This window comes from Rhodococcus sp. D-46 (assembly GCF_011290655.1).
In the GTDB taxonomy this organism is placed as follows: Bacteria; Actinomycetota; Actinomycetes; order Mycobacteriales; family Mycobacteriaceae; genus Rhodococcus_F; species Rhodococcus_F qingshengii.
The window spans coordinates 175,648-200,194 of sequence record NZ_JAANTF010000005.1 but is presented as its reverse complement, the minus strand read 5'-3'; the positions used below and the strand labels follow the sequence as shown (position 1 = coordinate 200,194).

Genomic DNA, 24,547 nt, shown 5'->3' with positions numbered 1-24,547 from the left:
GCTTAGGGGTGCCGCCCCGCCGTTACGTCATCGATGTTCGGATTCGGTTCCGGCTCGGGCGAGTCGGCACCAGGCTTCCCACTTGCCGGCGCCGCTCACAGGTTCGACGTATCCGGATGTCGCCGACACGATTCGGACACCGTCCGACGAGAGCCACCTTGCGATCAGTCCCAGTTCTTCGGGTGACGCGCCGCGGAACGGGGCGTCGTCCGGTAGGACGGTTTCGGCCGCCGCGGTGATGGCGTCGACGACGGGCATCGGGTGAGTCCCACGTCTGGCGAGCCCGGCGGACGCGAGACGCCCGGACCGGATCACCGACAGCTCCCAGCCGCCGTCTCCGGTGGGGCGGGCGAGAACGAGTTGTTCGATCGCCGCGACTGCGGCGAGTCGCTGAGTGCGCCGCACTGCGGTGGCGACTGCGACCGTTCGGTCACGCAGACGCGCAGCATTCTCGAACAACGCGTGTGCGGACAGCTCGTCGATCCGGGCCTGCATCTGTTGGAGGGGAGCGTCGTTGGTTCCTCGGAAGAATCCACGCACGGCCTCAGGGGCGGCCGCGTAGTCCTCTGCGTTGATTTCCGGGGTCCAGGAGGCTGGACACGCCCCCAGTTCGCGAGCGGGGCAGTCAGGGCCGTGAACGGCGCCGCGTCCGAGACGCTTGGTACACGTGCGCAGACGACTGAACTCTGCGACGGTGTCGGCGACGTCGACTGCGTCGGCGCGAGAGGTGAACGGGCCGATCGAATCGGCCGTGGGCGTGCGAACCACGGACAGTCTCGGAAACGCCTCGTCGGTGAGGGTGATCCACCAACCTCGCTTGGGAAACTTGGAGCGACGGTTGTACGGCGGCGCATGCGCGCTCAGCAGTCGTAGTTCACGCACCCCGGCTTCGAGAGCGTGCGCGCACTCGACATGGTCCACGCGGGTGGCCAGCGCGACCATTTCCTTCATCCGGCCGCGGGTCTCCGAACCGGTGAAGTAGTTGCGGACGCGGCGTCGAAGGTCGGTAGCAGTTCCTATGTAGAGGGCTTCGTCGGAAGGACCGCGGAAAAGGTAGACACCGGGGCTTCGCGGCAGGTTTGCGGCGAAGGACCGTTTGGCCCGTTGATGCGAGGAAATGTTGGGCAGGTAGTCGACCAGTTCGCTGTAACTGTGGACACCCTGGTTTCCGACCCTGTCGATCAGTCCGTGGAGGACGTCGACGGTCGCACGCGCGTCGTCGAGAGCCCGGTGCGTCGGCTGGGTGGTCACTTGGAAGAGATGGGCGAGTGCGGAGAGTTTCACCGAAGGTGCTTCGTCGCGTGTGAGTACGCGCCGGGCGAGTTTGACGGTGCACAGGACACGGAACGCAGGCCACGGGCGCGCGCTGCGTGACGCCGCTGCTTTGAGGAAACCGATGTCGAACGGCGCGTTGTGTGCCACCAGCACCGCGCCCTCGGCGAACTCGAGAAATGCAGGCAGGACACGTTCGATGGGAGGTGCGCCGATCAGCATGGCCGTGGTGATTCCGGTCAGTTCGACTATGTAGGGCGGAATCGACCGGCCGGGGTCGACGAGTGTTGCCATTTCGCCCAGTACCTCGCCGCCGCGGATCTTGACGGCGCCGATCTCGGTGATGGAGTCCTGGTCGGCGCTGCCCCCTGTGGTCTCGAGGTCGACGACGACAAATGTTGTCTCGCTCAGCGGTGTGTCCAGTTCGTCGAAGCTCAGTTGCCGCCCGACGTCGAACTTCTCCCCGTCGGAGAACGGGGGCGGAGACGGAAATTCTCGGACCGAGGCGGGACTCACACCGCAGACAGTAGAAGTACCCCCCGACACGAATTCGAGAGTGCAGACACGGAATCCGACCCGCACGGACTTCCGTTGCGAAATCGGTCGATGAACGCCCGACAAAAGTAGGAGAGACGAGGATCACACTTGCGGTGGGAACTCGCGAATGTGGACGCGCGCCTACTTGTGAGTAGGGCGAGTCGAGGGGGTCTTCGGTGCGTCTGTCGACGGCTGAAACCGCTTCCGTGACCGGAACAAGTTCTAGTTTCAAGTAATCATCGTTGAACTGCATGGAAGATCGGATTGTCGGGTTTGGTGAGCCTTGGCAGTGGGTAGCGGGCGCGGGTTTGACGGCCTGGAGTGGGTCGCCGAACCGACCTGTTGTTATCTCCCCGTGACCCGCCGGGCGTATCGCGGGCGCGGCACCACGATTTCCGGCGAATCGGGCGCGATTGTCACGAAGCGGTCGACATCGTCGCGATCATTTCGTAACCTTCCTGAGACCTAACGAAGTCTTGCCGGACCAAACAGGACCGGCATCGTCAGGAACCGCCTAATCGGGATCTCCGCGAGGAACCCGAACCGGGAACCCAAGTTTCCACTGGGGTGAATCCCGCCTGGGGTGCAGCACGCAGGATCGCTGCAGACCACGCGGGTAGGGCTGATCTTCCCAGCCCGAACCCGTCAGCTAACTCGGTCGGCGGATGAATGGAAGAAATGGAGCACCCCTTAAGTGGCGTCACAGAGTTTCAAGCGTTCAGCGCAGTTGGCAGTAGCCGGCGCGCTCGCAGTCGGAGCATTCGCTGCAACCGCTGCACCTGCCTCGGCAGACCCCATCACCATCCCCGGCGTCGGCACGTTCGAGGTTCCGGGCGTTTCTATTCCTCAGTTGCCGGTCATTCCGGGCATCGCCGACATCGCACCGGCTGCACCGGCCGCTCCCATCTCCAGTGTTGGTGAGCAGGCAGTTCGCGCCGCAGAGAGCAAGCTGGGCTCCCCGTACGTGTACGGCGCAGCCGGCCCGGACGCATTCGACTGCTCCGGTCTCGTTCAGTGGGCATACAAGCAGGCCGGTCTCAACCTGCCTCGCACGAGCTACGACCAGGCTGCAGCCGGCGTTGCCGTCGCACAGTCCGATCTTCAGGTCGGCGACGTGATCTCCTTCTACGGCGGATCGCATTCGGGCATCTACGCCGGTAACGGCAATGTCATCCACGCGTCGACCGCTGGTCAGCCCGTGAAGCTCGCTCCGGTGTCCTCGATGCCGTACGACGGCGCTCGCCGTTACTGATTTCTGAACACGCTCGACGGCTGTCTCCGGTAGGCAGTCGGAACGATCCGCCGCTGTGATGCGGCGGAGCTCGGGGGAGCTCCGGATCTTCGAATGTGGGCCTCGAATCTTCGATTCGGGGCCCACATTTTCGTTTCGCGACAATTCGCCCGGTACTTCACCCCGACACGCCTACCGGCGAGTAGACACAAACGTATGCCGTTCCGTAACCTTATCGAGACATTGCGCGGCCGAGACAGGTACTGTGGATAGTTGACAGCCAGCTAACAGATCGTCGACCGGTCCCGGTCGGCGTCGCTTCACCGAGACGGAGAGTTGCATTCCGTGGTTTCATCGAAAAACAACAGTCGAGTACGGGCCGCATTGACAGTGGGAGTGCTGGCGTTCGGACTCGTTGCAGGGCCTTCGATGCAGGCCGGTGCCGACCCCGTCATCACCAACCCCACCGAGGCGCTCGACAAGCTCGGTGAACTCTCCCGGGTTTCCGAGCAGACCAACGAAGCGCTGCACAACGCGCAGATCGACCTCGACGCGAAGCTGGCAGTCGCGAATGATGCGGACGTGCGATCGGCAGCCGATCAGGGTCTTCTCGACGCGGCTTCGGCGCGCGTCGCCGAGTTCGCTCCGGCGGTAAACCGTATTGCCACAGCGAATTACCAGGGTGCGCGAACCAATCGCCTCTTTGCGTTGATGGTGAGCGACTCGCCGCAGCAGTTGCTCGACCAGATGTCTGCGCTCGACGTGATTTCCAACGACGCGGCAGTACAGGTCTCTCAGTTCAACCAAGCCACTGCCGATGCGCGTGCCGCCTCGGAAGCGTCGAAGCGATCGGCCGAAGAAGCGCGAACCGCCGCCGATCAAGCCCGCGCGCTCAGTGACGATTTGCAGCGCAAGCAGAGTGAACTGCAGACGCAGATCGCCGACGTGACCAAAGCCTTCCAGAATCTCACCGACGACGAACGTAACCAACTGAGCGGTACGCCTTTCCCGCCGGACGTCGATCTCAGCAAAATTCTGGCTAACTTGACCCCTGGCTCGGGTGCTGCTGCTCTGCAGGCAGGCCTCACGCGGATCGGTGACCCGTACGTCTGGGGCGCGACCGGCCCGAACGAGTTCGACTGCTCAGGTCTGGTGGTGTGGGCCTACAAGCAGATCGGAAAGACTCTGCCGCGATCGAGCCAAGCGCAGGCGCAGGGCGGTGTACCGGTGTCGAGGGACCAACTACAGCCCGGCGACGTCGTGACTTTCTACAGCGACAACTCGCATGTCGGCATCTACGCCGGCGACGGAAACATTCTGCATGCGTCGACGTTCGGCGTACCGGTGAAGGTCCAGTCGATGGCAGGCATGGAGTTCTCCACTGCGCGTCGTTACTGACGGCTTGCTGCGCCCGAGCGGCGTGTGGCCAGCCGCCGTGAAGCGTCGAGTCGAGTTCTCCTACACTCGGCACCGTGCCGACTGAACCGATGACGACGCCCGACGTCGGCGCAGATCGACCACGCCGTTGGGAGTATCCGGCCCTCGTGGCGCTCGGTGTAGCCGTGGTGCTCGTTCTGGGCCTGACGATCTTCCTGACGAACAGGTCCGATTCCGACGAAAATGCCGCCGCCGAACAGGACGCGGAACGCAGCGCTCAAGTCCAGAGCTTTCTCGATGCATGGGCCGCGGCTCAGATGTCCGACGATCCGTCGGGGCTGGCGAAGTTCGTCGACAGTGCCGCCGCACCCGGTGTGCTCGAGGCGGAAGTTCGACGAGCCACTGCTGCGGGAGCGCTTGAATTCTCCGACTGGGGATACGAGATTCCCAGCGGCGGCCTGACTCCGGCGCCGCGAACCGGTGCGCCGGGCGGAGACGTCGAAGTATGGAATGCGCAAGTTCTGTTGCGGTACGCCCTCGACGGCGTCGACGCATTGCCCACGCGCAAGGCAGTGTCCATGACGCTCGCGAAACGCGGCGATCAGTGGTCGGTTCTTGCGGACGGGTCGATCGTCGGACTGGACGGCGCCCGAACGGCGGGCGAATCCTGGAACGGCCCCTGGGACTTCGGCCCGCTTGCCGTCGCCGAGAATTCTGCGGGTAACGCGCTGGTGATCGGCCACCCGGGTCAGCAGGCGTTCGTCGACGCTTTGGCTGCCGATGTGGACTCAGCCATCGAGAACACGACGCAGTTGTGGGGGCCGTGGTGGTCCGAGCGCGCGGTGCTCATGGTGGCGGGGTCCGCTGAGGAATTCACCGCACTGGTCGGCTCCCATCACGACGGCGCTTCGATTGCCGCAGTGTCGGTCGCGGATGCGACGGCGGACGGGTCTTCCGACGTGAGTGGCCAGCGGGTGGTCTTCTCGCCTGCCGCGGCTTCGAGGTTGACCGACATCACCAGGCGAACGGTGTTGCGCCACGAACTGATGCACATAGCCGCCCGATCGAAAACCCGTGACGGGTCGCCGATGTGGGTATTGGAAGGGTTTGCCGAATACGCGGGAAACCGTGGATCCTCGCGGGCCTGGGGTGAGATCGCGCCGACTCTGGCGGCAGCGGTACGCTCCGGCGATACTCCGACCGAGTTTCCGGACGACACGCAGTTCAGCGGTGTACCGGTCGTGAGTTCACTGGCGTACGAATCGGCGTGGTCGATCAACGCGTATATCGCCGATCGATTCGGAGAAGCAAAGCTGACCGACCTCTTTCGCGCTCTCGCCTCCGGAAAGATGACGGCCGAAGACCTCGATTCGCGGATCCGAGCGGTCGTTGGCGTCGGAACCGAGGAACTGCGAGCCGGATGGGTCGACTGGACCAACAGTCATCTGGGCTGAGTAGTTCGCGGCTGGGTCGATTGCAGCGGCGAGGTGCCCTTCGCACGTTTGAAGCACCGAGTGCCCTACGGTGGACGGATGCGCCGGACCCTCTTGGTGACCAACGATTTTCCTCCTCGCCCCGGAGGTATCCAGTCCTATCTCCACACGTTCGCCGGGCATCTGCCGCCGGACAAGTTGGTGGTGTACGCACCGCGGTGGCGGGGCGACTCGCACAAGAAGTTCGATGCGGCACAGCCTTTCGAGGTCGTTCGGCACCCGACGACGCTGATGCTGCCGTCGCCTTTTGTCGCTCGTCGAGCCGCGAAGTTGGTCAAGAAGCACGACTGCGAGTCGGTCTGGTTCGGTGCGGCAGCGCCGTTGGCGTTGTTGGCACCGGTTGTTCGACGCGCCGGAGCGAGCCGAGTGATCGCGAGTACTCACGGCCACGAGGTCGGATGGTCGATGATTCCCGGTGCGCGGCAGTCGTTGCGTGTGATCGGTGACCACACCGATGCGGTGACGTTCGTCAGCAAATACACCCGTGGGCGGTTCTCGGCGGCCTTCGGCCCGCAAGCGGCGCTCGAGCACCTTCCTTCCGGAGTGGACACGTCAGTGTTCCACCCGGACTCGGTCGCCCGCGCGGAACTGCGTAAGCGATACGGGCTGGGCGAGCGGCCCACGATCCTGTGCCTGTCGCGGCTCGTGCCACGCAAGGGGCAGGACATGCTCATCAAGGCGCTGCCGACCGTACGCAAGAGCATTGACGGGGCGGTACTGGTGATCGTCGGAGGTGGGCCGTACGAGGACCATCTCCGCCAATTGGCGCGTAAGACCGGGATGGACGATCACGTCGTCTTCACGGGCACGGTGCCCGCCGCAGAGTTGGCAGCGCACCACACGATCGCCGACGTGTTCGCCATGCCGTGCCGTACCCGAGGCGCCGGATTGGACGTCGAAGGACTGGGAATCGTCTACCTCGAGGCCTCGGCTACCGGTGTGCCGGTCATCGCCGGGCGCAGTGGTGGCGCTCCGGAAACGGTGCAGCAGAACAAGACCGGGCTCGTGGTCGACGGCACCTCTGTTCGCGACATCGCCGAATCCGTGATCGAGGTGCTGTCCGATCGTGATCGCGCGGCCGCGATGGGAGCAGCCGGCCGGGCATGGGTTGCCGAAGACTGGAAGTGGGACACGCTCGCTTCGAAACTGCGTAATCTCCTCGGCTGAGCAAACGGGACTCGAACGCGAACGGCCCGCACCGAATTCGGTGCGGGCCGTTCATGTCGGCACGTTCGTGTCGGCAGAGGGCTGATCGGCGAAAGACTACTTGGCGTAGATCTTTTCGATGTCGGCGGCAAAGCTCTCGTGCACGACGTTGCGCTTGAGCTTCATCGTGGGCGTGAGTTCGCCTGTGTCCTCGGAGAAGTCGACCGGAAGAATGCGGAACTTCTTGATCGCCTCGGCGTGTGAGACGAGCTTGTTGGCCTCGTCGATGGCGTCCTGGATTTCGCCGACCAGTTCGCCGTCCGAAACCAGGTCGGCCGCTGTGGTTCCTGCGGCCTTGTTGTTGCGCTCGTTCCAGGCGGGGAGAGCTTCGGCGTCGATGGTGATGAGGGCGCCGATGAAAGGCTTCTGGTCGCCGACCACGATGGCCTGGCTGATCAGCGGGTGCGCGCGAAGGGAATCCTCGAGCTGAGCGGGGGAGACGTTCTTGCCGCCTGCCGTGACGATGATTTCCTTCTTGCGGCCGGTGATGGTGATGTAGCCGTCCTTGTCGACGGTGCCGAGGTCGCCGGTGTGGAACCAGCCGTTCTCGATCGACTCGGCGGTCGCCTTCTCGTTGCGCCAGTAGCCGGTGAAGACCACCGGTCCCGAGAGGAGGATTTCGCCGTCTTCTGCGATACGAACGGAGTTGCCGGCCAACGGCTTTCCGACAGAACCGACCTTCTGTGCGCCGATGGTGTTGACGGCGAACGCTGCGGTGGTCTCGGTCAGTCCGTAGCCCTCGTAGATCGTGACACCGATACCGCGGAAGAAGTGGCCGAGTCGAGCGCCCAGAGGTGCACCACCGGAAATGGCCAGCTGGCACTGCCCGCCGAGCGCTGCGCGCAGCTTCGAGTACACGAGCTTGTCGAAGAGAGCGTGCTTGGCCTTGAGAACGATGCCGGCGCCGCCCTTGTCCTGCGCCTCGCTCCACGCGACGGCGGTGTCTGCGGCCGCGTCGAAGATCTTTCCCTTGCCGTCGCCGTGCGCCTTGGCGCGTGCGCTGTTGTAGACCTTCTCGAACACGCGCGGCACCGAGAGGATGAAGTCGGGCTTGAACTCGCCGAACGTCGGAACGAGGTTCGGGATGTTGCTCGTGTGCCCCAGCGCTGCACCGGCATCGAACGACGCGATGCTGACTGCGCGAGCGAGAACGTGCGCGAGCGGCAAGAACATCAGAGTGCGAACGCCAGGAGTCTTGAGCAGCGTGCCGAGGTTGGAGTCGAGGATGCCCTTCGACTCGGCAATCAGGTTGGAGTGCGTCAGCTGGCAGCCCTTGGGTCGGCCCGTGGTGCCCGACGTGTAGATCAGGGTCGCGGGATCGGATGCCTTCAGTGCAGCGACGCGGGCGTGGACGTCCTCGTCGGAGATGTCGGCGCCCAGTGCGGTCAATTCCTCGACGACACCCTTACCGCCTGCCGCGGCATCGATCTGGTACACCGTGCGCAGCGCGGGGGCGGCTGCAGCGACGTCCTTCACGGTCGCGGCATGAGCGTCGTTCTCGACGATGAGGTCGATTGCTTCGGAGTCCTCGAGAATCCAGCGAACCTGCTCGGCTGCGGAGGTTTCGTAGATCGGAACCGTCACGCCGCCGGCCGCCCAGATGGCGTAGTCGACGAGCGGCCATTCGAAGCGAGTCGCCGACATGAGGCCGACGCGGTCGCCCTGCTCGACTCCGATCGCGATCAGGCCCTTGGCGACGGCAGTCACCTGAGCGGCGAAATCGCCTGCAGTGACATCGACCCATGCATTTCCGACTTTGCGCTTGTAGACAACCGCCGCCGGCTTCGTCTTCGCGAAGGCGAAGACCGAGTCGACCGCGGAGGCATCCTCGGGAATGGTGAACGTCTGGGGTGCGCTGAACTCAGGCACGAAATACCTCCGACACTGCGAAATACTGACGAGTAGGGTTTTCGTCTCCTACTGTAGTCGCATGTCCGACGCAGTTGTGGCCAGGCTTACAGTCTGTCCGGTATGTAGTGTTGCGACACCCCTCGACGCTTCGCGGACGCGATATGTGAAGCTACTTCGGTGAGCAGCATTCAGGTCGCAGACCAGACTTTCATCGCCGCCCCGCCCGAGCGGGTCGCCGAACTGTTGTCCTCGCGCGCGCAGTGGCGTCGCTGGTTCAGTGATCTCGAGCTCGAAGTCCGGGAAGATCGCGGTCCCGCAGGATTCCGTTGGGGGGTGTCCGGTCAGCTGGTCGGCACCATGGAGGTGTGGCTCGAACCGGTCATGGACGGGACGATCGCGCACTACTTCCTGCATTGTGAGCCGGTCGGCGTATCGCCGTCCGATCTGGCGACCCTCGACCTCGCCGGGATGAACCGCAAGCGTCGGGTCGACGGCAAGGTCATGTCGTTCCAGCTCAAACGCGAACTCGAAGCGGGACGTGCCGCCGGAGTAGCACCGGACTGATAATCGAAGCACTGCACGTTGTGCAGGTTCTGGACTTTTGACGAAGGAAGGTAGCGCAGTCGTATGGCCGAGAAGACCAAGGGGTTGATCAGCATCGACGCTCCTGCCGACGCCGTGATGGACGTCATCGCCGATTTCGAGCGGTACCCCGAGTGGGTGGCCGCGGCGAAGTCCGTCGAGGTGACGGCGCCGGGACAGGGCGGCCGCGCGGACCGAGTACGTTTCGTCCTCGACGCGGGGATGGTGAAGGACACCTACGAACTGCAGTATTCGTGGGCACCGGACGGTATGGCGGTGAGTTGGGAGCTGATCTCGGGCGAGATTCAGAAGTCCCAATTCGGTTCGTACACACTCGAGCCCGGCCCGAACGGCACCACGTCGGTCACCTACGAGTTGACGGTCGACCTGACGATTCCGATGATCGGACTGTTCAAGCGCAAGGCCGAGAAGATCATCACCGACACAGCTCTGAAGGAACTGAAGAAGCGAGTCGAGGGCTGAGTGCCGGAGCAACGATCGCGCGTCCAACTGTTCGTCGGTAAAGGCGGAGTAGGCACGACGACGCTTGCCGCAGCGACTGCTGTGTCGGCTGCGACCGATGGGGCGAGAGTGCTGCTCGTGTCGATCGATCAGGCAGGTTCTCTTGCAGACGTCCTGGGCGTGCCGAATCCGCGAACGACCACATCTCTCACCGAGCGTCTCGACGTCCGGCAACTCGACACGTCAGCGCTCCTCGAGGACAAGTTCCGAGGATTGTCGGGGTTGATCGACGCTGCAGGAACTTTCGGAGCGGGAGATCACGAACACGGTTCGTCGTTCGAGGGCTTGGAACCGGAAGAGTTGACGGGATCCCTGGGCATCCAAGACATGCTCGGGCTCGCCGAGATCGTCGACCTCTCGGACAGCGGCGACTACGACGTCGTGATCGTGGACTGTCCGGCCGCAGCCGAAGCGCTGCGGATACTCGGCTCGCCGTCGATGGTGTCGGAGTATCTCGAGCGATTGTGGCCGCGGCACAGGCGGATGGTCGCTGTGACAGGTACGGACATGCGGCTGCTCCTGCTCGTGTCCGTCGTCGAACGCGTGCTCGCGTCGGTGGATCGGATCGCGGTTCACCTCTCGGATCGGGAGAACACCGGCGTGCGTGTGGTGACGTCGGCCGACGGCGTGTCGGTCGCGGCGACTCGTCGGACGTTGTCCGGGCTGGCTCTGGCCGGGTTGCGAGTTGACGGGATTGTGGTCAACAACCTTGTCCCGCAGTTCAACTCGTCCGCCGGGAAGGGTGTCGACGATTCACCGGCGGCGCAGTGGCTCGCGTCGATCCGGGCGGCTCAGGCACTCGTCGTGGACGAACTGCGTGGATCAACCGATGGAATGTCCGTCACAACGGTCGAACGCGCTTGCGCCGAACCGGTAGGGTTGGCCGCTCTGGGCGAGATCGCGGCCACGTTCGAGGGTGGAGCGGGCACGGATTCGGGCACCGTCGGTACCGCGGACAACATCGTGGTGTCGTTGGAGTCCGGGACCGGAGTCGATTCGGTGTACGTGATGCGGATGTACCTTCCGCTCGTGGATCCGTCGTCGTTGTCGTTGGGCCGGGTGGAGGACGATGTGCTGGTGGGAGCAGACGGCGTACGACGCAGAGTTCGTTTGGCGTCGGTGCTGCGTCGTTGTGTCGTGAACGGGGCGGAGTTGGACGGCAGTTACCTGATCATCCGGTTCAGCCCGGATCCCGCGGTGTGGCCGGTATGAGCGAAGAGCACGAGCGCCTCGTCGCGGAGTTTCGCGCGCTGGCGGAAACCGTTCTGACGCGCCTGGAACCGGTGCTGCAGAAGGCCGCAGCAGCGACGGCAGACGTTGCGAGTGACTCGGCGTCCACGGACACGCAGCCGGTGTTCACCGGCTGCAGCTGGTGCCCGGTGTGCGCCCTCGCCGCACTGGTTCGCGGTGAGCACCACGAACTGTTGGCATTCCTCGCGGGTCAAGCAGCAGCATTCCTTGCGTTGCTTCGTGAGATTCTCGACGAGTTTCTCGGGGGGCCGTCAGGCCCCGATCGTGGACCCGAAGGCGGTCCGACGACGCCAGGTGCGGAGCGAACTCGCACGGCGGCATTTGTCCCGATCAACGTCACGGTCAAGGACTGACTCAGTACCCCGGGTAGAGCGAACGGCCCGAGATGAGCACAATCGACACAATGGTCACCGACGCACGAGGCACCGATTCAGGGTGCGCACTCCAGCGGACGCCGCTCGCGCGGGAATCGTCGCGATGAGCGCGCGCCGCTTGAAAGCGGTCTCCGACTCCACCATGGACGACATCTTGACGGTCGGCATCGACGTCGGCGGGACGAGTATCAGGGCCTCCGTCGTGGACGTCGACGGACAAGTGCTCGAGATGATTCAAGCCCCGACCCCGCAGTCGGCCAGGGCACTCGAAGACGGTCTCGATCGCGTCGTGCGCGAATTGGTCACCAGGCACGAGGTATCGGCCGTGGGGTTGGCGGTCGCCGGCTTCATCACCTCCGATCGAAGCTCGGTTCGGTTCGCTCCGCACTTGCCATGGGTGGACGCGCCGGTCGGAAGTGACTTGAGCAAGCGGCTCGGCTTGCCGGTCGTTCTCGAACACGACGCCAATGCGGCGGCGTTCGCGGAGCACCGATTCGGCGCGGCCGCAGGTGGCCGCAATGTCGTGATGGTGGCGATCGGGACCGGAATCGGTGGAGCGCTGCTGATCAACGGTGAGCTGTACCGGGGAAGTCACGGCGTCGCTCCCGAACTGGGCCACATCCAGGTCGTTCCGGGCGGGCGTCAGTGCGCGTGTGGCAAACGTGGGTGTTGGGAGCGCTATTGCAGCGGAACGGCGCTCGTCGACACGGCAATCGAACTGCTTGCCGCCGACCCGGCCGCGTCGACGGTCCTGGCGCGTGAGGTAGCGGTGGATCCTGGTTCGCTCACCGGTCGCCGGATCGCCAACGCCGCGCAGGACGGTGACCCACTCGCGCTGGCAACGATCGCCGAGTTCACCCGTTGGCTGGCCGTGGGTCTGGCCATGGTCGGTGACGTCTACGATCCCGATCTGGTCGTGATCGCCGGCGGCGTCGCGAGTTCTGCCCCACTGTTTCTCGACGACGCCCGCGAGCAATACGCGACATTGTTGACCGGGGCGAAGCACCGCCCACTGGCCCGCATCCGTTCCGCTCAGCTGGGCGAAGCTGCGGGCATGGTCGGCGCCGCCGCTTTGGCCCGATCGGTAGTGCCTCAGGATCTCGGTGGGGTCGACGGCGCTGGAACCACGTCTGCCGGACTGTGATCGGGTCGATCCTGCAGGGGCGTGTGTAGCGGGGGTTACCGGTCGGCAGTAAGGTCGTACTCAGCGAAATTCAGCTGTGAATGGGAGGGACGCCGTGTGGTATTGGCTCTTCAAGTATGTGTTGCTGGGGCCGATTCTCTGGCTGCTCGGGCGTCCGACGGTCAAGGGTCACGAGAACATTCCGACTGACGGGGCGGCCATTCTGGCCAGCAATCACCAGGCGGTTCTGGACTCGTTCTACCTTCCGCTTCGCGTCAACCGCCGCATCACGTTCCTTGCCAAGAGTGAGTACTTCACCGGTTCCGGTCTGAAGGGCGCTTTCCAGAAGTGGTTCTTCACCGCGGTCGGTCAGGTCCCTATCGACCGAACCGGTGCAGACGCGGCGCAGGATGCACTCAACGCCGGTCTCAAGGTCCTCGGTTCGGGCAGCCTGCTGGGTATCTACCCTGAGGGGACGCGCTCGCCTGACGGTCGCCTCTACAAGGGCAAGACCGGAATGGCGCGCCTCGCACTTGAATCGGGCGTCAAGGTGATCCCGGTAGCGATGGTCGGCACCGACAAGATGAATCCGATCGGCTCACGGATGTGGCGTCCCGCCAAGGTCACCGTGATCGTCGGCGAACCCATCGATTTCTCCCGCTTCGAAGGCATGGGCGGAAACCGCTTCGTCGAGCGCGCTGTGACCGACGAGGTGATGTACAAGTTGATGAAACTCTCCGGCCAGGAGTACGTGGACATCTACGCGGCGAGCCTCAAGAACCAGGCGCCCACGAAACCCGAAGCTGCCGTCGACGTTCCGGCGGAAGGCGGCGAGTCGGTTGTCGATCTCGTGGCCTCGGCCGAGTCGAAGGAATCCGCGAAGTCCGACAAGGATTCGCTCCCGGACGCACAAGCCAGCTAGAGATTTCCCACACCGGCCGCACGCGCATTGGCTCCAGAGCCTGCGCGTGCGGCATAGTTTTCGGACGTGCGCTACTTCTACGACTGTGAATTCATCGAAGACGGTCGAACCATCGATCTCGTGTCCATCGGCGTTGTCTGTGAGGACGGCCGAGAGTACTACGCGGTTTCGACGGAGTTCGATCCCGCCCGTGCCGGTAGTTGGGTGCGCAAGAACGTGCTGCCGAAGTTGCCGCAGCCTTCGTCGCCGCTGTGGAAATCACGCGAGAAGATCCGCGACGATCTTCTGAAATTCTTCGTTCCGCGGCCGATGGTGGTTCCGGAGCTCTGGGCGTGGGTCGCCGCCTACGACCACGTCGCGCTGTGCCAGTTGTGGGGCGACATGACGGAACTACCGCAGTCGATGCCGCGGTACACCCGCGAACTCCGACAGTTCTGGGAAGACAACGGCAGTCCTGCCCTCCCGTCGGCGCCCGCCGACGCACACGACGCACTTGCCGACGCCAGGCACAACCTCGTGAAGTTCGACGCCATTTCGGCTGCACGGTCACTTCGCTGACCCAGGTTTCGGTGCGCGGGAAGTGTTCCGATTGGGCTGCGATCGAGAGCCTGTGTGACGCGCCGACGAGCGAGCGAATATCCTGTAGAGGTGAACTGGACTGTCGACGTGCCGATCGACCGCTTGCCCGAACTCCCGCCGCTGCCTGCCGGACTGCGTAAGCAGCTCGACGAGGCGCTCGCGAAGCCCGCTGCTCAGCAGCCCTCGTGGCCCGCTGACCAGGCGGCCGCCATGCGGACTGTGCTCGAGAGCGTGCCTCCCATCACGGTGGCCAGCGAAGTCGAGGCGCTGCAAGAGCGTCTCGCGCAGGTCGCGCGTGGTGAGGCATTTCTGCTCCAGGGCGGTGACTGCGCCGAGACCTTCGCGGACAACACCGAGCCGCACATCAAGGGAAACATCCGCACGTTGCTGCAGATGGCCGTCGTGCTCACCTACGGTTCCTCGATGCCGGTCGTCAAGGTCGCTCGCATCGCCGGCCAGTACGCCAAACCGCGCTCTGCCGACATCGACTCGTTGGGTCTGAAGTCCTACCGCGGCGACATGATCAACTCGCTCGTCGCCGACGAGGCAGTCCGCGCCCACGATCCTTCGCGACTGGTGCGTGCATACGCCAACGCCAGCGCCGCGATGAACCTGGTTCGCGCACTCACCGGCGCCGGCATGGCCGACCTGCACAAGGTGCACGATTGGAACCGCGAATTCGTCGCAGCGTCTCCCGCGGGCGCACGCTACGAGCAACTGGCAGCCGAGATCGACCGCGGCCTGCAGTTCATGAACGCGTGTGGCGTCACCGATCCGAGCCTGCACCAGGCACAGATCTTTGCCAGCCACGAGGCCCTGGTTCTCGACTACGAGCGCGCGATGCTGCGTCTCGACAACGACAGCGATCACCCCAAGCTCTACGACCTGTCGGCTCACTTCCTCTGGATCGGTGACCGCACTCGTCAGCTCGACGGCGCGCACATCGCCTTCGCCGAGTTGGTGTCCAACCCGATCGGCCTCAAGATCGGCCCGAGCACGACGCCGGAAATGGCGGTGGAATACGTCGAGCGTCTCGACCCCACCAACAAGCCAGGTCGTCTGACTCTGATCTCGCGCATGGGCAACGGCAAGGTCCGCGACCTGCTGCCGGCGATCATCGAGAAGGTCCAAGCCACCGGTCACCAGGTCATCTGGCAGTGCGATCCGATGCACGGCAACACCCACGAAGCCTCCACCGGGTACAAGACGCGCCACTTCGACCGCATCGTCGACGAGGTCCAGGGATTCTTCGAGGTCCACAACGGTCTCGGCACGCATCCGGGTGGCATCCACGTCGAGCTGACCGGTGAGAACGTCACCGAGTGCCTCGGCGGCGCGCAGGACATCTCCGACCTCGATCTCGGCGGTCGCTACGAGACGGCGTGCGACCCCCGATTGAACACCCAACAGTCGTTGGAGCTCGCGTTCCTCGTGGCCGAGATGCTGCGAGGCTGAAACCTTGCTTCGCCGAAGCTGATTCGCGCCGGCATAGATTTTCGGCAACCGCCCTCACCCGCTCGCGCAGGTGGGGGCGTTCGCTATTGCGTGAATCGTGTGACGAATCGGCGCTGCCAGGGCATTTCGACGGCGCGAGGTGAGTAACGTGCGCGAACGTACGCGGTGGCGTCCTTACTGGGCACTCCGTCCATGACGGCAAGAGCGGCCAACGCTGTTCCGGTGCGGCCGTATCCACCACCACAAGCGATCTCGACTCTTTCGGTTTCCGAGCGCACCCACACTTCGTGCAAGGCCCTGCGCAGCGCATCGGGATCGCTCGGCAACCAGAAATCTCGCCAGCGGACCCACTCCGACTCCCATTCGGTGTCGGGAGGTTCTTTGCCGGTCAGATAGACGCCGAAGGTGGGGAGAGGTCCGGAAGGAAGTGGATTGCGGAGTCCTCGACCCCGAATCGATCTCCCCGACGGCAAGTCGAGTATCCCAATGCTCTCGGGTTCCCACGTGGCCATGAATTCAGATTAGGCCGAAGCGGACTGTCAGGGAATTGCGACGACGCTGATGTCGGTGCCCTTGGCAACGAGGTCGTTCTTGACGCTCTGGCTGATGATGACCGAGCTGTCGTTCTGGGTGAGCTGACGCACGGTGATCTCGAGGCCGAGGCGGCCGAGTTCTTCGCGTGCTGAAGAGACGGAGCGGCCGATCAGCGAGGGAACCTTGACGGAGTCGGAGATGAGCAGAACCACGGAGGTGCCGGCGTTGACGGAGGACCCGACTGCGGGATCGGTGCCGATCACGCCTCCGCCCTCGACGGCGTCGTCGAACGTTGTTCTGGTGGTGCTGACTGAGATGCCTACCTTGTCGAGGGCGGCGCGCGCAGCGTTCTCGGACATGCCCTTCACATCGGGAATGTCCACGGGCGGTGACCCTTTGGATGTGATGACCTTGACCGAGGAGCCCACGGCAACTTCGGTTCCCGGTGCCGGGTCGAGCGCGGCCACGCCGCCGATCGGGATCTTGGAGCTGAATGTGTCCCCGCCGTCGACCGCGACGAGAGTGCGGTCGGCGAGTTGTGCGCCCAGGGCCGAGACGTCGCCGCCGGCCGGAATGGGCGGGACAGTCGGACGCCCGAGCGAAGTCAGCAGCGCGACGGTCGAGCCTTTGGTAACCCTCGAGCCGGAGGCCGGGTCTGTCCCGATCACCGTGTCGATGGGTTGGGCGTCGGAGTACTGACCCTGGATGTCGGGGGAGAGCCCGGCGTCCTGCAGAGCGGTGACCGCAGTGTCCTTGGTCAGCCCGTCGATCGAGGGAACAGCTGTATAGCGGCCCGAGCCCATCCACCATCCGCCGAAGCCCAACGCGAGCGCGAGGACCGCGATGACGAGCAGCCAGATCAGGGTGGCTCGTCGCGATTTACGACGTGCCTCGACAAAATGAGCATGCGGATCGTCGTGCCCCGGGTGGTCGTCGCCGAAATCGGAACCGTCGTCGAAATCCGAGTCGCCGTCGACCGTCGCCGGACGAGCAGTTTGTGCGGTGACCGCGCGAGTGTGCTGGATACCGCCAGGGGGAGGAGAGCCCGTGCCGAGCGCCGTGGTGGCTGCCACAGCCGGGGCCACGCCGGACGCCAATACCGTCGTGGCAGCAGGGTTCGGGCGCGCAGCAGAGTTCGGGTGTACCTCCGTGGGAGGCGCGGGCGCCGGTTGTGGCCGGGCCGGGGCAACTTGCGCGCTCTGGTGCTGGGCGCTTCGACGCGGAGCGGGAACGCGGTATGACGGAAGTTCCAGTTGCTCGCTCACACTGCGAAGTGCAGCTGCCATCTCACCGGCGTCGGCGAAACGATGTGCGGGCTCGCGGTGAGTGGCTTCGGCAACCAGACGATCGAACTGCGCCGGTACACCGGGGATACGTGAACCTGGGCGCGGGACATCGTCGTGGATGCGTTGGTAGGCGATGGAGAGTGACGTATCGCCGGTGAACGGTGTTGTACCGGTGAGAAGTTCGAACATCAACACGCCGGTGGAATAGACGTCGCTTCGAGTGTCGGCAATTCCTGACGTCACCTGTTCCGGCGACAGATAGGCCGCGGTGCCGAGGATCACGCTGTTGGAGGTGGTGGTTGCTGCCGCAGCTGCACGCACCAATCCGAAGTCGGCGATCTTCACTTCGCCGGTGTCCGAGATCAAGATGTTCTCGGGTTTGACGTCACGGTGAACCAGTCCCGCTCGATGCGCCACCGCCAACGCGTCCAGGACAGGTGCCACGACTGCAGCGACTGCGTGTGGCGGCATCGGTCCGCGCTCACGAAGGAGTTCACGCAAGGTTCCGCCGTCGACGAGTTCCATCACGAGGAACACGTGATTGCGATCGCTGCCTTGGTCGTAGACGGCCACAAGGGCCGGATGCTTGAGTCGGGCCACGGCCCGGGCCTCGAACTCGAAACGAGTCAGGAACGCTGGATCGCCGGCGAATTGCGGGTCCATCACCTTGATCGCGACAGGTCGATCCAACCGTGTATCGAGGCCTCGATACACGGTCGACATACCGCCGCGCGCGATCGGTGCGTCCACTCGATAGCGGCGCTCGAGCATTTCGCCGATCAACCCTCGACCTCCGTAATGACTGTTCCTCCGTGCTTGCGCTCTGCGTGCTTGTGATCTGCGTGCTTGCGATCTGTCTGCTTGCGGTCTGGGTGGTAGCTGTCAGCAATGTGGGTGGTTGTATACCGCGTACCGGTTCCCGCAGTGAGGGCACCGATTCACATCCACCGCGAAATCCCGGTTACTGATACGCCGCATCCCGTCCATCGTAGCCAGCGATACCGACGCGGAAGTCTCGACAACGTCACAGAGCGCTGTGACCTGAGCGGAGCGGCAGTTTCGAGCACTGCACCGGGCGGTACACAGCGGGTTCGCCGGACCGGATAAACTTCTCGCGGTGAGCGCGATTCCTTATTGTGATGATGTCCTGGATTCTTCGGTTTCCCTGTTCCAGCTTGTGGATGTGGCGAAGAACGTCGGGTTGCCGGTGAGCAAGGTTCACCAGTTGCTTCGCGATCACAAGATCATCGCAGTCAAGCGGCATGGCGTTCTCGGTGTCCCCGAAGTGTTCTTCGGCGAGGACGGCCAGATCGTCAAGTGGCTGCCCGGTCTGCTGGCGGTGCTGCACGACGGCGGCTACACCGACATCGAAATCCTCCGCTGGTTGTTCCTGGCCGACGATTCCCTGCCGGGGCGCCCGGTGGACGCACTGCATGGTGATCTCGCGCGTGAGGTCATCCGCCGCGCACAGGCCATGGCTTTCTGAGCTGCCGGCCTTCTGACAACTCACCGCATGCGGTTTTTCGCCGCGTAGGTTGCCGACCGGACCAGACCCGGCGCAGCGACTCGAAGTCGCGTGCGTCCTGGAACGGACACACGTCGATGCAGTATCCGGAAGTCGGCGCGCTCGACCTGATCGAGAATTGCTCCGTACAACACGAAAGCCGTGCGGATCGACGGCTGGACCCGTCGGTCGAGCATCGGGATGCCGGATTCGGCGGTCCGATACCGCCCCCGCGTCACGGCGATGAAGTGTGCCAGCGCGCGCTTGACCCGAACGTCCACCGTTTCGGTTCTTCGCCCATGTTCGAGCATCTCGATGTCGACCCCGAATGCGGCGAACTCGCCCGCCGGTAGATACAGACGTCCCCGGTCGAGGTCTTCACCGACGTCGCGGATGAAGTTGGTCAGCTGAAACGCCTCACCGAGATTCGACGCGGGCACTACCGCTTCCCGCTGCGGAACGCTCACTCCGAGAATCGGGAGCATCTGCAAACCGATGACGACGGCAGAGCCGTACATGTACTCGCTGAGTTCGTCCATCGTGTTGTAAACGGGTCGAAACTTCGCCGTGTCGGGGGCGTCCATCCGCATGGACTCGAAGAAGGCGTCGAAATATGCGCGCGGGATGTCGAACGTCTTCACAGCATCCGCGAAGGCGGGGAGTACGCGTGTCAGGTCGAGGGGAACCGTCGACGCGAAGCCACCTGTCGCAGTGGGGTTGTCGAGTGCGTTGACGGCTGCACGTTCGACGTCGGCGAGCACCGTGCCTCGTTCATGCGGACCCGAGGGTTCGTCCACGATGTCGTCGACGACGCGAGCAAATGCGTAGAGCGCGTGAACTGCGCGGCGTCGAGGTACGGGCAACAACCGGGTGGCCAGAAAGTACGTTCGGCCGTGTTCCCTCGTCACGCCCTCGCAGAATTCATAGGACGCAGGCAGTGCGTTCATGACACGCGGATCACGCAGATCCTGACGTCGAGGGCGCCGAGGCGGCTGACGTCATTTCGATCGGTTTCTCGTGTTTGCGTCCACGAAGTCGCAGTGGGTCTTCCGTCTGCAAGGACATCGCCGCGATCACGGCAGCGACGATGGCCAGAGCCACGTGCGGGAAGGTGTACAGGCCGATCGATCCGTCCGGCTGGAACACCAGCATCAGCCAGGTGGACAGCCCGGTCAGTACGGCGAGAGTCGTCGGCGACATTGCGAAACCGGCAGCTACTGCCAGCGGCCAGGAGTAGTACCAGGGGAGTGCTGCGGGGGACAGAACGACGATGGCGACCATCACGATCACGATGCCCATGACGGCGTCGCGCTCGGTCTTGCGGTAGCGCCACCACACGACGGCGATGATCGCGATCAACACAACCGCCGAGATGGTCCGGGAGACTTCGAGGATGTCGTTGAAATGGTCGCCGGCGAACCAGGAGGTTGCCATGGTTCCGATGTGCGCCACGATCGTGGGCAGCGAGAGCCAGTTGATGATCTTTGCCGAACCGGAGAGTGCCGTCGTCCAGCCGAGGCCGACTCCGGCGATCAGTGAGGTGGATCCGAGTACCGCCACGAACACCGCGAAACCTGCGCCGGCCGTTTTGACGAACGATCGGATCGGTGACGCCGGTTCTTGCCCGGCGGCTGCGGCGTCCTCCCGCTCGTGGATCATCCAGATCCAGACTATGAAGGGAAGTGCGACGCCTGCGGTTGCCTTGATCGCGACGGCGAGCGCGATCAGCCCGATCCCGAAGAGGTGCTTGCGTTCGAGAGCGAGCGCAATGCCTGCGGCCATGAGGCCGACCATGAGCATCTCGTTGTGAACGCCGCCGATCAGGTGGATCAGGACGAGGGGATTGAGTACTGCGAGCCACAGGGCGATCGAGGTGTTTCCGCCGAGCTTCGTCGCGAGATGGGGAACGGCCCACATCATCAGGGCGAGTCCGGGGAGCATCGTGATCCGCAACAGCATCGTGCCGGCGATGACGTTCTCACCGGTCAGCCGAACGATGGCGTCGGCAAGGAGAAGGTGAACCGGACCGTACGGGGTAGTTGTCGTCGTCCACACGTTGGAGACGTTGTCGAGCAGGATTCCCGGATTGACGACGGGGCCGACGGCATACGGGTCGAAGCCGTTGCGCAACAACGCGCCTTGCGCCAGGTAGGAGTAGGCGTCACGGCTGAACATGGGCACCGCGAACAGCAGCGGAAACGTCCAGACCGGGACGACGTAGCGCAATCCGCGCAACGAGACGTCACCGCGCAGAGTCGAGCGGCCCAGTCGAACCCAGGCGGCGATCATGCACAGGACACCGATCCAGACGATGGCCGCCGACAGAATCGATCCGTGTCCGAAACGGAGCCAGGACAGATGCATCGACTCGAGCAGCGGATCTTGGCGCCGGACGCTACCGGCACCGAATCCGCCGAAAGTGATCATGACTGCGCCGAAGAAACCGAGCAGTGCACTGTGACCTTCGGGAGTCCGAAGGAAATTGGCGGCCCTTAGGTGCCACGGTCTTTCAGTGGCTGCGGCAGAGGACGTCATCGGTGCAGGTTCCTCCCCCGAGGAGATCGGTGTCGATCGGCGCATGCAGCGCCCGAGTCGGTGAATCGTGGATGAATGGTCGGTTACGAGGGGCTAGTTTAGTTGCTCGCACGAGTGCCCACCGCGCTGGCTCGCTCGCGTGTACCGGTAATACGTTCGGCGGCGAGCCGTCCGGACAGCAGAACGGTCGGTACTCCCACCCCCGGAACGGTTCCCGATCCGGCGAGAACGACGTTGTCGAAGCCGCGGGCGAGGTTCTTGCGTCGGAACGGCCCCGTCTGGGTGAAGGTGTGTGCCGCTGCGAACGGGCTACCCGCGGCCATGCCCTTCTCGAGCCAGGTCTGCGGGGTGTCGACGTGATCGATCTCGAACCCTTCGACCAGTCCCGTGTAGCCACGTTCTTGCAGCGTGAGGATGATTTCGCGCACGTAGGGCGGGCCGAGAGTCGACCAGTCGAGACTTGCACTGTCCAGATTCGGACACGGCGCGAGGACTGACAGCGGTTCACGGATTCGGCCGTCTCGCGAGAAGGCCAGGCTCGGATCGGTCTGTGCCGGTCGGGTGACGAGCAGTGACGGATCACTCATCAGTCGCCCGCGGCCGCGGCGTGCCGTGATCTCGGCGAAGGTACGCTTCCACGCCTCGCCGAAGTCGATCATGTGGTGTCGCTGCGCGGGCCATTCGTCGGCGACCGCGGAGGAAACAGTGCCGTGAATCACGACAGCGGACGGCGATGTACGCACCGGGCGCGGACGCAATCGCGTATGCGGGCGCAAGAGCGAGTCCGTGACGGCCATGTCGGGAGTGAGGACGGCGGCGTCACAGTCGAAGCGCTCGCCGTCGCGTGTGTGAACGGTGTGCACGCGCCGATCGCTTACCTCGAGGCGTTCGACAGTGCGGCCGAGATGCAGAATTCCGCCGGCCTCGGTGAAGGCGTCGGCCATCGACTCGGCGATCGTGCGCATCCCGCCCTCGGGGAAGTAGACGCCGAGTGAGGTGTCCATGTGAGCGATCGCCCCGTACACCGCGAGGGCCCGAGACGGAGCAACGCCCGCATACAGCGCTTGGAAGGTGAAGATCCGCCGGAGGCGAGGGTCGCGGATCTTGCGATCCACCTGCCCGCCCAGTTTCCCGAATCCTCCCAGTGCGACGAGCCGGCTCAGATCTTTGACTGCGTCACGCGAATTGACCAGTCCGAGGGGAGAATCGAAGTCGGCGTCCATGAAGCGGTCGAATTCCGCGTCGAAGATCCGGTTCAGCCATCGCCGCAACGCACGGTATCGCTGCGCTTCTTCCGGCCCGCAGACACGGGAGACCTCGGCAGCCATGTCTTCTGGATCGGCGTGGACATCGAGAGCGGTGCCGTCTGCGAATCGCGCGTGGTACGTCGGATCGAGCTTGTGCACAACGAATTTGGGGTTTGTCGAGGCTGGGTCGGCACCGACGGCCGCAAGCGCGTCTTCGACGAGTTCGGGCATCGTGAGCACCGTTGCGCCGTTGTCGATGCTGTAGTCATTGCCCTGGTAGACACCGACTCGCCCACCGACCGAGCTGTTGCTCTCGAGAATCGTGACGTCGCGGCCGGCGCCACGCAGATACAACCCCGCAGACAGTCCGGCAAGTCCCGCGCCGACGATCACGACTCGATCGGTCGGCGAGCTGACGGTTCGAGTGCGGTGCACGTGTGCCACGGTCAGTAGCTTCGCTTCGTGGCCGCGATCGCCATGTCGGTCAGGCGAGCCTTGGACTCTGCCGTTGCCGTGCTCGAGTCGAGGGCGTTCGCAGCTGCCTCGACGAGGGTGTCGATCTGCGTTTCGACGTCGGTGACGGCGCCCAGATCGGTGATCACCTGGCGCAGAGTGTCGACCTCGGTGTCGGTCAGCTGGGTGCCGATTCCGTTGCGGAGCAGTTCTGCTGCCGCCGGATCTGCGGCGTCGGCGCGGGCAAGCGCCATCGCGAACAGGACAGTTCGCTTACCGGCGATGAGATCGTCGCCCGACGGTTTGCCCGTGACGGACGGATCTCCGAAGACACCGAGCAGGTCGTCGCGAAGTTGGAAGGCGATACCGATGTCCGTGCCGAAGGTCCGGTAGGCATCGACCAACTCGGCGTCCGCACCGAACAGCGCGGCGCCGAGGTGCAGTGGGCGTTCGATCGTGTACGCGGCGGTTTTGTAACGGTTGACCCGCATGGCTGCCTCGACGGTCTCGTCGCCTCGGGCTTCATTGCTGATGTCGAGGAATTGGCCACCGAGCACCTCGGTCCGCATTGCCGACCAGACCGGGCTGACACGTGCGGCCGCCTCGGGGCTGATCCCGGATTCTCGGATCATGTCGTCCGCCCAGGCCAAGGCCAGGTCGCCGAGAAGAATGGCGACGGCCTCGCCGAAGTGCGCGGAATCGCCGCTCCACTCCTCGTCTCGGTGCTGGTCCTCGAATTCGACGTGAACGGTCGGGAAGCCGCGCCTGGTCGTGGATGCGTCGATGATGTCGTCGTGGACGAGCGCGCAGGCCTGCACCAGTTCGAGGGCGGCGCACGCACGAATCACCGCGTCTGCGCCCTTACCGTTCGGGTCGCCTCCGGCGCCGAGCCATCCCGTCCAGGCGAACGACGGTCGGACGCGCTTTCCTCCGCGCAGGACGAAGGCCTCGAGGGTGCTGACGGCCTCCTCGTATCCACCGCCGATGTTCGAGACGAGTTCGCGGCGTGAAGCGAAGAAGTCGCGGAGCGCTGCTTCGAACAGACCTGGCAGTTCGAGTGAGGTCGGATGCGGTGCGGTGTTGGTCGAACTCTGTCCAACGCGCGCGGTTCCTGCGGACAGGGTGGCCTCCAAGATCGGTATGTTCTCGCGCCGGATGGTTACACGGAAGCGAGCTTGGGGCCCAGCTTAGTAGGGGTTGGAATCAACGGCGG

21 protein-coding genes and 1 riboswitch are annotated in these 24,547 nt (G+C 64.3%); of the genes, 13 read left to right on the top strand and 8 right to left on the bottom strand.

The annotated features are described in order from the left end of the window. Window positions 1-27: 27 nt before the first annotated feature. Window positions 28-1,788 (bottom strand): DEDD exonuclease domain-containing protein, encoded by a 1,761-nt coding sequence (locus tag G9U53_RS14165; RefSeq protein ID WP_165638814.1) that lies wholly within the window; start codon window positions 1,786-1,788, stop codon window positions 28-30. A 522-nt stretch (window positions 1,789-2,310) separates the two neighbouring features. Then, window positions 2,311-2,489, top strand: a riboswitch (cyclic di-AMP (ydaO/yuaA leader). Between the two features lie 14 nt (window positions 2,490-2,503). On the opposite strand from G9U53_RS14165, the gene G9U53_RS14160 reads away from it, so the two are divergent. The 4 genes from G9U53_RS14160 (at window position 2,504) to G9U53_RS14145 (ending at window position 7,077) form a co-directional block, all read left to right on the top strand. After that, window positions 2,504-3,061 (top strand): C40 family peptidase, encoded by a 558-nt coding sequence (locus G9U53_RS14160; protein WP_050655815.1) that lies wholly within the window; start codon window positions 2,504-2,506, stop codon window positions 3,059-3,061. Window positions 3,062-3,385: 324 nt separating this feature from the next. After that, complete coding sequence (locus tag G9U53_RS14155; protein ID WP_003941704.1) at window positions 3,386-4,438, top strand: C40 family peptidase; 1,053 nt, start codon at window positions 3,386-3,388, stop codon at window positions 4,436-4,438. A gap of 74 nt (window positions 4,439-4,512) precedes the next feature. Then, window positions 4,513-5,871: a hypothetical protein gene (locus G9U53_RS14150; RefSeq protein WP_223304499.1), complete on the top strand. Its 1,359-nt coding sequence runs from the start codon at window positions 4,513-4,515 to the stop codon at window positions 5,869-5,871. 78 nt (window positions 5,872-5,949) lie between these two features. Continuing rightward, a complete protein-coding gene (locus tag G9U53_RS14145; protein WP_165638813.1) occupies window positions 5,950-7,077 on the top strand; it encodes a glycosyltransferase family 4 protein in 1,128 nt (375 codons plus the stop codon). A 96-nt stretch (window positions 7,078-7,173) separates the two neighbouring features. Here G9U53_RS14145 and G9U53_RS14140 read toward each other — a convergent pair whose 3' ends face one another. Next, window positions 7,174-8,985 carry a long-chain fatty acid--CoA ligase gene (locus G9U53_RS14140; protein WP_165638812.1) on the bottom strand — a complete coding sequence of 604 codons (1,812 nt, stop codon included), beginning with the start codon at window positions 8,983-8,985 and terminating at the stop codon, window positions 7,174-7,176. Between the two features lie 159 nt (window positions 8,986-9,144). Between G9U53_RS14140 and G9U53_RS14135 the strand changes: the two genes are divergently transcribed. From G9U53_RS14135 to G9U53_RS14100, 8 genes are all read left to right on the top strand, one after another. Further along, window positions 9,145-9,531, top strand: coding sequence for a hypothetical protein (locus tag G9U53_RS14135; RefSeq protein ID WP_003941776.1), 387 nt, complete (start codon window positions 9,145-9,147; stop codon window positions 9,529-9,531). Window positions 9,532-9,594: 63 nt separating this feature from the next. Continuing rightward, window positions 9,595-10,032, top strand: coding sequence for an SRPBCC family protein (locus G9U53_RS14130; RefSeq protein ID WP_003941701.1), 438 nt, complete (start codon window positions 9,595-9,597; stop codon window positions 10,030-10,032). Beyond that, window positions 10,033-11,283 (top strand): ArsA-related P-loop ATPase, encoded by a 1,251-nt coding sequence (locus G9U53_RS14125; RefSeq protein ID WP_003941793.1) that lies wholly within the window; start codon window positions 10,033-10,035, stop codon window positions 11,281-11,283. It abuts the gene before it with no gap. Continuing rightward, window positions 11,280-11,675, top strand: coding sequence for a hypothetical protein (locus tag G9U53_RS14120; RefSeq protein ID WP_007730069.1), 396 nt, complete (start codon window positions 11,280-11,282; stop codon window positions 11,673-11,675). Before G9U53_RS14125 ends, G9U53_RS14120 begins: the two co-directional genes overlap by 4 nt. A gap of 124 nt (window positions 11,676-11,799) precedes the next feature. After that, window positions 11,800-12,840, top strand: a complete 1,041-nt coding sequence (locus tag G9U53_RS14115) for an ROK family protein (RefSeq protein WP_020969875.1) — start codon at window positions 11,800-11,802, stop codon at window positions 12,838-12,840. Window positions 12,841-12,934: 94 nt separating this feature from the next. Continuing rightward, entirely contained in the window at window positions 12,935-13,741 is an 807-nt protein-coding gene (locus tag G9U53_RS14110) for a lysophospholipid acyltransferase family protein (protein WP_003941692.1), read from the top strand. Between the two features lie 66 nt (window positions 13,742-13,807). Next, window positions 13,808-14,299 (top strand): polyadenylate-specific 3'-exoribonuclease AS, encoded by a 492-nt coding sequence (locus tag G9U53_RS14105; RefSeq protein ID WP_003941683.1) that lies wholly within the window; start codon window positions 13,808-13,810, stop codon window positions 14,297-14,299. 90 nt (window positions 14,300-14,389) lie between these two features. After that, window positions 14,390-15,775, top strand: coding sequence for a 3-deoxy-7-phosphoheptulonate synthase class II (locus G9U53_RS14100; protein ID WP_007730070.1), 1,386 nt, complete (start codon window positions 14,390-14,392; stop codon window positions 15,773-15,775). A gap of 83 nt (window positions 15,776-15,858) precedes the next feature. On the opposite strand, the gene G9U53_RS14095 is transcribed toward G9U53_RS14100, so the two are convergent. Beyond that, a complete protein-coding gene (locus G9U53_RS14095; RefSeq protein WP_003941706.1) occupies window positions 15,859-16,287 on the bottom strand; it encodes a protein-tyrosine phosphatase family protein in 429 nt (142 codons plus the stop codon). Between the two features lie 27 nt (window positions 16,288-16,314). Beyond that, entirely contained in the window at window positions 16,315-18,378 is a 2,064-nt protein-coding gene (gene pknB, locus G9U53_RS14090) for a Stk1 family PASTA domain-containing Ser/Thr kinase (RefSeq protein WP_165638811.1), read from the bottom strand. Between the two features lie 334 nt (window positions 18,379-18,712). On the opposite strand from pknB, the gene G9U53_RS14085 reads away from it, so the two are divergent. After that, entirely contained in the window at window positions 18,713-19,081 is a 369-nt protein-coding gene (locus G9U53_RS14085) for an Rv2175c family DNA-binding protein (RefSeq protein ID WP_020969869.1), read from the top strand. Between the two features lie 20 nt (window positions 19,082-19,101). On the opposite strand, the gene G9U53_RS14080 is transcribed toward G9U53_RS14085, so the two are convergent. The 4 genes from G9U53_RS14080 to G9U53_RS14065 all read right to left on the bottom strand — a co-directional run bounded on the left by G9U53_RS14080 (window position 19,102) and on the right by G9U53_RS14065 (window position 24,467). Further along, window positions 19,102-20,046, bottom strand: a complete 945-nt coding sequence (locus G9U53_RS14080; protein ID WP_030537042.1) for a phytoene/squalene synthase family protein — start codon at window positions 20,044-20,046, stop codon at window positions 19,102-19,104. Window positions 20,047-20,056: 10 nt separating this feature from the next. Beyond that, the gene (locus tag G9U53_RS14075) at window positions 20,057-21,634 is read right to left on the bottom strand and encodes an alpha-(1->6)-mannopyranosyltransferase A (RefSeq protein WP_037126786.1); all 1,578 of its coding nucleotides are present in this window, start codon (window positions 21,632-21,634) and stop codon (window positions 20,057-20,059) included. A 98-nt stretch (window positions 21,635-21,732) separates the two neighbouring features. After that, window positions 21,733-23,325, bottom strand: a complete 1,593-nt coding sequence (crtI, locus tag G9U53_RS14070; protein ID WP_030537040.1) for a phytoene desaturase family protein — start codon at window positions 23,323-23,325, stop codon at window positions 21,733-21,735. A 2-nt stretch (window positions 23,326-23,327) separates the two neighbouring features. Beyond that, window positions 23,328-24,467 (bottom strand): polyprenyl synthetase family protein, encoded by a 1,140-nt coding sequence (locus G9U53_RS14065; protein ID WP_080726734.1) that lies wholly within the window; start codon window positions 24,465-24,467, stop codon window positions 23,328-23,330. Window positions 24,468-24,547 lie beyond the last annotated feature (80 nt).

Coding starts and splice junctions, on each gene's coding strand:
- G9U53_RS14130 (WP_003941701.1), top strand. CDS start 9,595: ATGGCCGAGAAGACCAAGGGGTTGATCAGCATCGACGCTCCTGCCGAC.
- G9U53_RS14145 (WP_165638813.1), top strand. CDS start 5,950: ATGCGCCGGACCCTCTTGGTGACCAACGATTTTCCTCCTCGCCCCGGA.
- G9U53_RS14075 (WP_037126786.1), bottom strand. CDS start 21,634: ATGACGTCCTCTGCCGCAGCCACTGAAAGACCGTGGCACCTAAGGGCC.
- G9U53_RS14095 (WP_003941706.1), bottom strand. CDS start 16,287: ATGGCCACGTGGGAACCCGAGAGCATTGGGATACTCGACTTGCCGTCG.
- G9U53_RS14115 (WP_020969875.1), top strand. CDS start 11,800: ATGAGCGCGCGCCGCTTGAAAGCGGTCTCCGACTCCACCATGGACGAC.
- G9U53_RS14120 (WP_007730069.1), top strand. CDS start 11,280: ATGAGCGAAGAGCACGAGCGCCTCGTCGCGGAGTTTCGCGCGCTGGCG.
- G9U53_RS14080 (WP_030537042.1), bottom strand. CDS start 20,046: ATGAACGCACTGCCTGCGTCCTATGAATTCTGCGAGGGCGTGACGAGG.